The sequence below is a fragment of the Pseudomonas syringae group sp. 243L2 genome (genome assembly GCF_032587875.1).
Taxonomy (GTDB): domain Bacteria; phylum Pseudomonadota; class Gammaproteobacteria; order Pseudomonadales; family Pseudomonadaceae; genus Aquipseudomonas; species Aquipseudomonas amygdali.
Window position 1 is genome coordinate 762,746 of sequence record NZ_JAWHPL010000040.1, and the last position, 7,386, is coordinate 770,131.

6 protein-coding genes are annotated in these 7,386 nt (G+C 58.2%); 2 read left to right on the forward strand and 4 right to left on the reverse strand.

Going from position 1 to position 7,386, the window contains the following annotated elements; genetic code table 11:
- Positions 1–303: 303 nt before the first annotated feature.
- From RYB66_RS26415 to RYB66_RS26430, 4 genes are all read right to left on the reverse strand, one after another.
- The gene (locus RYB66_RS26415; RefSeq protein ID WP_057404555.1) at positions 304–897 is read right to left on the reverse strand and encodes an IMPACT family protein; all 594 of its coding nucleotides are present in this window, start codon (positions 895–897) and stop codon (positions 304–306) included.
- Positions 898–929: 32 nt separating this feature from the next.
- Complete coding sequence (locus RYB66_RS26420; protein WP_316895874.1) at positions 930–1,592, reverse strand: TetR/AcrR family transcriptional regulator; 663 nt, start codon at positions 1,590–1,592, stop codon at positions 930–932.
- 95 nt (positions 1,593–1,687) lie between these two features.
- Positions 1,688–3,085 (reverse strand): uracil-xanthine permease family protein, encoded by a 1,398-nt coding sequence (locus tag RYB66_RS26425; RefSeq protein WP_044295505.1) that lies wholly within the window; start codon positions 3,083–3,085, stop codon positions 1,688–1,690.
- Between the two features lie 186 nt (positions 3,086–3,271).
- A complete protein-coding gene (locus RYB66_RS26430) occupies positions 3,272–4,192 on the reverse strand; it encodes a LysR family transcriptional regulator (protein ID WP_002555508.1) in 921 nt (306 codons plus the stop codon).
- Positions 4,193–4,304: 112 nt separating this feature from the next.
- On the opposite strand from RYB66_RS26430, the gene RYB66_RS26435 reads away from it, so the two are divergent.
- Positions 4,305–5,651, forward strand: a complete 1,347-nt coding sequence (locus tag RYB66_RS26435) for an aspartate aminotransferase family protein (RefSeq protein ID WP_002555507.1) — start codon at positions 4,305–4,307, stop codon at positions 5,649–5,651.
- A gap of 104 nt (positions 5,652–5,755) precedes the next feature.
- Positions 5,756–7,249, forward strand: coding sequence for a CoA-acylating methylmalonate-semialdehyde dehydrogenase (locus tag RYB66_RS26440; protein ID WP_005742910.1), 1,494 nt, complete (start codon positions 5,756–5,758; stop codon positions 7,247–7,249).
- Positions 7,250–7,386 lie beyond the last annotated feature (137 nt).

Genomic DNA, 7,386 nt, shown 5'->3' on the forward strand with positions numbered 1-7,386 from the left:
CAGCAGGCGTCAAGCGAGGTGCGTTATGTGGATGCGCGACCCTTGCACCTGTTATCCACAGGTTCTTCCACAGATACTGTGCGCAAGCACGTCAGCGGAGAATAATACGCCGGTGGTTAGCATCCAAAGGGACTAACGAGCGCTAACAGACTGTTTTTGCACCGTTTATGGATCCATGCCAGGCGATTGCTCAAAAAACGATCATTCGCCTGAAACGCAAGCCCGGCAAGGCCCGCAGTGGAGTGTGCTCAGCTTATCCACAGCCGGATGCACAGTAGATGTGGGCAATTGCTGACGCGTTGCCTACTCTGTTGTGGCCTTGTGCAAAACAATTCTGCCGCGACTCAGATCAGCCAGTTGTCGTTGCAGCGTGTCGGCATGCTCGGGGCCTATCGCGATTGCCATCTGCACGCCAGTAGCAGTGAAGTTTTCACTTTCCAGCAGGCCGTTGACTTCCGCGAGACGCAACTTGACCAGCGCCAGTTCACTGAAGCTGCATTCAAGCTGGAATGACGAACGCTGAATCAGCGGCAGACGCTCGGCCTGCTGCAAACATTTGTTGGCACCACCGCCATAGGCGCGGGCCAGGCCGCCAGTCCCCAGTTGAATGCCGCCGTACCAGCGGATCACCAGCACCACGACTTGATCGAATTCCTGCGCCTCGATGGCTGCCAGGATTGGCCTGCCTGCAGTACCGCCCGGTTCCCCGTCATCGTTGCTGCGATACTGACCACTCAGCTTCCAGGCCCAGCAATTGTGGGTGGCGTTGAGGTCGCTGTGCTGCTCGATGAACGCCTGGGCGTCGGCCGGGCTGGCGATGGGTGCGGCGAGGGTGATGAAGCGGCTCTTGCGGATTTCTTCACGAAACTCGCAAGGGCCGACCAGGGTAAAAGGCATGCGTGTATCCAGCTGACGTCAAGGCGCCGATTCTACAAGGCTGGCGGCGTGAGCCCACAACCTTTGAGGATGATCCGGATAAGATTGTTGCTGGCCTGGTCCATGTCTTGCCGGGTCAGGCGGGAGCGACCGGTGACTCGGCAAATCTGCGAGGCGAAATCAGCGTAGTGCTGGGTGCTTCCCCACAGCAGGAAGATCAGGTGTACAGGGTCGACCGTGTCCATCTTGCCGGCATCGATCCAGGCTTGAAAAACCGCTGCCCGGCCCTGGAACCACAGGCGGTAGTCCTGGCTGAAATACTCGCTCATGCATTCGCCACCGCTGATGATCTCCATGGCGAAGATCCGTGAAGCCTGAGGCTGGCGGCGCGAAAACTCCATCTTGGCGCGAATGTAGCGGGCCAGTGCCTCGGCTGGATCATCTTCGACGCTCAGGTGGTTGAACGTGCTGTCCCACAAATCAATGATGTTGCTCAGTACCGCGACATACAGGCCCAGCTTATTGGTGAAGTAGTAATGCAGGTTGGCTTTGGGCAGCCCGGCTTTCAGCGCGATGGTGTTCATGCTGGTGCCCTTGAAGCCGTGGCGGGCAAATTCATCTTCGGCTGCCTGGATGATTGCTTGTTCGTTCTTCTGACGAATACGGCTTGCGGGCTTGGTGACGTGAGCGCTGTGTGCGGGGACTTCAAGGGTCATGGGCAATTCCGGACAGGTCGTAGGGCGCAACTAATGAACAGATAGCGCACCGGCGATTATCTCGCAAGCACCGGCGCAAGTGCGGCTATGGAAACCTATCGTGGTTGTTCAAGGGGATTGGGTTCCGTCGCTGAATCATTCCGGGTCACGGCGACCTTTCCTTCCGGAATCAGCAGGCACATTACGATGGCTGTGATGCCGCCGCTGGTGATGGCCGAATCGAACAGGTTCTGTACCAGTTTGGGCATCTGATGCAGCAGCGCAGGCTGCGCGGCGATACCCAGACCGACACCCAGTGACGTGGCGATGATCAGCATGCTGCGTCGGTCCAGCGGAGACTGGGCCAGAATGCGCACACCGGCTGCCGCGACGCTGCCGAACATCACCAGCGTTGCGCCGCCGAGTACCGGTTTGGGAATCTGCTGGACGATGGCTCCGATGTGCGGGAACAGCCCGAGCACGAACAGCACCGCGCCGATGTACAGCCCGACATAGCGACTGGCAACGCCGGTCAGCTGGATCACGCCGTTGTTCTGCGCAAAGGTGGTGTTGGGGAATGCACTGAACGTTGCAGCAATCATGCAGCTCACGCCGTCACCCAGCACGCCACCCTTGAGACGCGCCATGTAGCTCGGGCCACTGATCGGCTGGCGGGCGAGCATGCAATTGGCGGTCAGGTCGCCGACCGTTTCGATACTGCTGATCAGATAAATCAGCGCGACCGGCAGGAAAGCGGTCCAGTCAAAGCTGAAACCAAAACGGAACGGCACCGGCACGCTGATCAAGGGCAGGTCGTGGATCGGCTGTGGAATCAGCTTGCCGCTGAACCAGGCGGCGAGACTGCCGACCGCCAGGCCGATGATGATCGCCGACAAGCGCACCCAGGGCGTATTCGAACGATTAAGTACGATGATCACTGCCAGAACGAAGGCGCCTAGCGCCAGGTTCAACGGCGCGCCGAAGTCAGGTGCGTTGAAGCCGCCGCCCAGGTCCGTCACACCTACCTTGATCAGGCTTACACCAATCAGCGTGATGACAATGCCGGTCACCAGCGGCGTGATGACACGTCGCAACTGGCCAATACAGCGACTGAGCACGATTTGCACCAGCGCGCCGAAAAAGCACACGCCGAAGATCATCGCCATGATGTCCTCTGGGCTGCCGCCGCGTTGCTTGACCAGAAAACCCGCGGACAACACCGCGCCCAGGAAAGCGAAGCTGGTGCCTTGCAGGCAGATCATGCCTGCGCCGATACCAAACGGGCGGCGCGCCTGAATGAAAGTACCTGTGCCCGACACCATCAGGGCCATGCTGATCAGATACGGCAGGTATTGAGTCAGGCCGAGCGTCGATCCGATGATCAATGGCGGGGTGATGATCCCGACGAAGCTGGCGAGGACATGCTGGAACGCTGCCAATATGGCCGTTAAAGGTCTTGGGCGATCATTCAGGCCGTAAATCAGGTCATCGTTGTCGAGTGTTTCAGGCTGCATGGCAAGGTCTCGGACGGGGAACTGCCATGTACTGGCGTGTCGTTGTCGGGGATTACTGCAAAAAACTGTCCAGTTGCTCAGGTTATTTTTATTTGAGTCCAACTATTTCAATAAATATCAGCCTGATAGCGTTTTCTAGGCGCTCTGCAACGTTGGCTGACTGGAAGGGTGTCCTGCAGGAGTGTGTCATCGGGTAGCGGCCAGTGTTTCCAGAAAGCTCTCCAGCACCAAATGAGGGCGTCGGCCTTTTCGGGTAACGGTCACCAGGTTGAGGTCGTAGAACTTCGAGTCCGGTTTCAGCGCGCGCAATCGACCTTCCTGCACCCAGGCGTTGGCGTAATGATCTGGCAGGTAGCCAATGTAGCGTCCAGTCAGAATCAGGAACGCGATGCCCTCGCGGTCTGAAGCGCTCGCGGTGCAGGTCAGTGCCTGATAATGCTCCTGAATATCGTTCGGCAGGCGAAAGGTCGGGGCAATGGCTTCCTGCTGTGCGAGGCGTTCATCATCCAGCGTTGAGTTGTCCGCGTAGAAGAGCGGATGTCCCACCGCGCAATAAAGCAGCGAACGCTCACTGTACAACGGGTGATATTCAAGGCCGGGCAGGGCGCTGGCCTGTGGCACGACACCGACATGCAGGCCGCCGTCCAATACGCCTCGCTCGACTTCGGCGGGAGCAATCATGCGGATATTGATGTGCACGCCCGGGCCACGCTCTTTCAGGCGGGCCAGTGCATGGGTGATGCGCATGTGGGGAAGGGTGACCAGGTTGTCGGTCAGGCCGATGTTCAACTCGCCGCGTAGGTTCTGATGCAGGCCGTTGACCTCAGTCCTGAAACTTTCCAGAGCGCTGAGCAGTTGCAACGACGATTGATAAACCTCACGTCCTTCGTCGGTCAGTGAAAAACCGGCCCGCCCTCGCTGGCAAAGCCGCAAGCCGAGACGCTGTTCCAGATCGCTCATTTGCTGGCTGATCGCCGACCGGCCAATGCCAAGCACGCTTTCAGCCGCAGAAAAACCGCCTGCCTCAACGACACTTTTGAAAATACGCAGCAGGCGGATATCAAAATCGCTCACCTGCGACAGCGGATCGGGGCGACGGACACTCATTGTTTAGTCCTTACCAAACCAAAGATCATGAAAATCGGGTTTTATGAACTTTAGCCGCGTGACACCTTGGCTGCAATGACCGTTCGTTTAGCGCCTGCGAGGCTTGCCCCCCATGAATATGTTCGAAGCGTCTGATGTGCCTGTAGCCAGTCAGTTGAAGCTTGATGCCCACTGGATGCCTTACACGGCGAATCGAAATTTCCAGCGTGACCCGCGTATGGTCGTGGCTGCGCACGGTAGCTATCTGACAGACGACAAGGGCCGTAAGATCTACGATGGGCTTTCCGGGCTATGGACATGCGGGGCCGGGCACACTCGCAAGGAAATTCAGGAAGCCGTTTCCCGGCAACTGGGCATTCTGGATTACTCGCCGGGCTTTCAGTTCGGGCATCCGCTGTCGTTCCAGTTGGCGGAAAAGATTACCGAACTGACGCCGGGCAATCTCAATCACGTCTTTTATACCAACTCCGGTTCCGAATGCGCGGACACGGCAGTGAAGATGGTGCGTGCCTACTGGCGGTTGAAAGGGCAGGCAACCAAGACCAAGATGATCGGGCGCGCGCGTGGCTATCACGGCGTGAACGTGGCGGGCACCAGCCTGGGCGGAGTGAATGGTAACCGCAAGATGTTCGGCCAGTTGATGGATGTCGACCATCTGCCGCACACGCTGCTGGCCAGCAACGCCTATTCGAAGGGGATGCCCGAAGCGGGCGGTATTGCGCTGGCCGACGAGATGCTCAAGCTGATCGAGCTGCACGATGCGTCGAACATCGCGGCGGTAATCGTCGAACCCATGGCGGGCTCTGCCGGCGTGATCGTTCCGCCGCAAGGCTATCTCAAGCGTCTGCGCGAGATTTGTGATCAGCACAATATCCTGCTGATCTTCGACGAAGTCATTACCGGCTTCGGCCGTACAGGCTCGATGTTTGGCGCGGACAGTTTCGGTGTCACGCCTGACCTGATGTGTATCGCCAAGCAGATCACCAATGGCGCGATCCCCATGGGCGCAGTGATCGCCAGCAGCGAGATCTATCAGACCTTCATGAATCAGCCAACGCCGGAATACGCCGTCGAATTCCCCCACGGCTATACCTATTCGGCACATCCGGTGGCCTGCGCGGCCGGGCTCGCGGCGCTGGAGTTGTTGCAGCGTGAAAACCTGGTACAGCAGGCAGCAGAAATCGCTCCGCATTTTGAGAGCGTGCTGCACGGTATCAAGGGCGCGAAAAACGTGGTGGATATCCGCAACTACGGCCTTGCAGGCGCCATCCAGATCGCACCTCGTGACGGCGATGCAATCGTGCGGCCTTTCGAGGCAGGCATGAAACTGTGGAAAGCTGGGTTCTATGTGCGTTTTGGCGGTGACACCTTGCAGTTTGGCCCGACTTTCAACAGTCAGGCGCAGGACCTGGACCGGTTGTTCGATGCCGTTGGCGAAACGCTGAACCTGATCGACTGATCACGCTGACAGGCTCTCTTCTTATATAGGTACTTTTACACAGGTGCTTTTGTCGCATGGGCCGCGAAGCCATTCGCGCCCGATGCAATTATCCGGAGTTTTCCATGAGCAGCATTCAACACCTGATCCACGGCGAGTTCATTTCTGAAGATGGCCGCACCGCAGATGTGTTCAATCCGTCGACCGGCCAGGTTATCCACACAGTAGCGCTCGCCACTCGGGACACGGTCCAGAAGGCGATCGATTCGGCCAAGGCTGCGTTTCCGGCCTGGCGTAATACACCGCCAGCCAAGCGGGCTCAGGTGATGTTCCGCTTCAAGCAATTGCTGGAGCAGAACGAAGCGCGCATTGCTCAGTTGATCAGTGAAGAACACGGCAAGACCTTGGAAGATGCGGCGGGCGAGCTGAAGCGCGGTATTGAAAACGTGGAGTACGCCTGCGCTGCGCCTGAAGTGCTCAAGGGTGAATACAGCCGCAACGTCGGGCCGAACATCGATGCGTGGTCTGACTTTCAGCCGCTGGGTATCGTTGCCGGTATCACTCCGTTCAACTTCCCGGCCATGGTGCCGCTGTGGATGTACCCGCTGGCCATTGCGTGTGGCAATTGCTTCATCCTCAAACCCTCCGAACGCGATCCCAGTTCCACGCTGCTGATAGCCGAGCTGCTGCACGAGGCCGGGCTGCCGAAGGGTGTGCTGAATGTGGTTCATGGTGACAAGGTTGCCGTCGATGCACTGATCGAAGCGCCTGAGGTCAAGGCGCTGAGCTTTGTCGGTTCGACCCCGATTGCCGAGTACATCTACAAAGAGGGCGCAGCGCGTGGCAAGCGGGTTCAGGCTCTCGGTGGCGCCAAGAACCATGCGGTACTGATGCCGGATGCCGACCTGGACAACGCAGTGAGTGCCTTGATGGGCGCTGCCTATGGATCCTGCGGTGAGCGTTGCATGGCTATTTCGGTTGCGGTGTGTGTCGGGGATCAGATCGCCGATGCGTTGGTGGCCAAACTGGTTCCGCAAATTCAGGGCCTGAAAATCGGCGCAGGTACGACTTGCGGTCTGGATATGGGGCCACTGGTCACCGGGCAGCATCGCGACAAGGTCGGCGGCTATATAGAGGACGGTGTGCAGTCGGGCGCTACTCTGGTGGTAGACGGTCGCAATCTCCAGGTTGCCGGGCACGAACAGGGCTTCTTCATGGGCGGCTGTCTGTTCGATCGCGTGACGCCGCAAATGCGCATCTATAAAGAAGAGATCTTCGGGCCGGTGCTGTGCATCGTGCGTGTGGACAGCCTTGAACAGGCCATGCAACTGATCAACGACCATGAATACGGCAACGGTACTTGCATCTTTACCCGTGATGGCGAAGCGGCCCGATTGTTTTGTGATGAGATTGAAGTAGGAATGGTCGGGGTCAACGTTCCGCTGCCGGTACCGGTTGCCTATCACAGCTTTGGCGGCTGGAAGCGTTCCCTGTTCGGCGACTTGCATGCGTACGGTCCCGATGGTGTGCGCTTCTACACGCGTCGCAAGGCGATTACCCAGCGCTGGCCGCAACGTGCGAGCCATGAAGCGTCGCAATTCGCATTTCCCAGCTTGTAAATTCCCGTAGCGGAAGATCGTCTTTAAAGAGGATCTCCCGTGTTTGTTGGGGCACAGCAGTTGAATTGCAGATTTTTGAAATTAACGGTTGACGCCCTCTGCGATCTGTCTATAATTCGCCCCACTTCCGGCGCAGA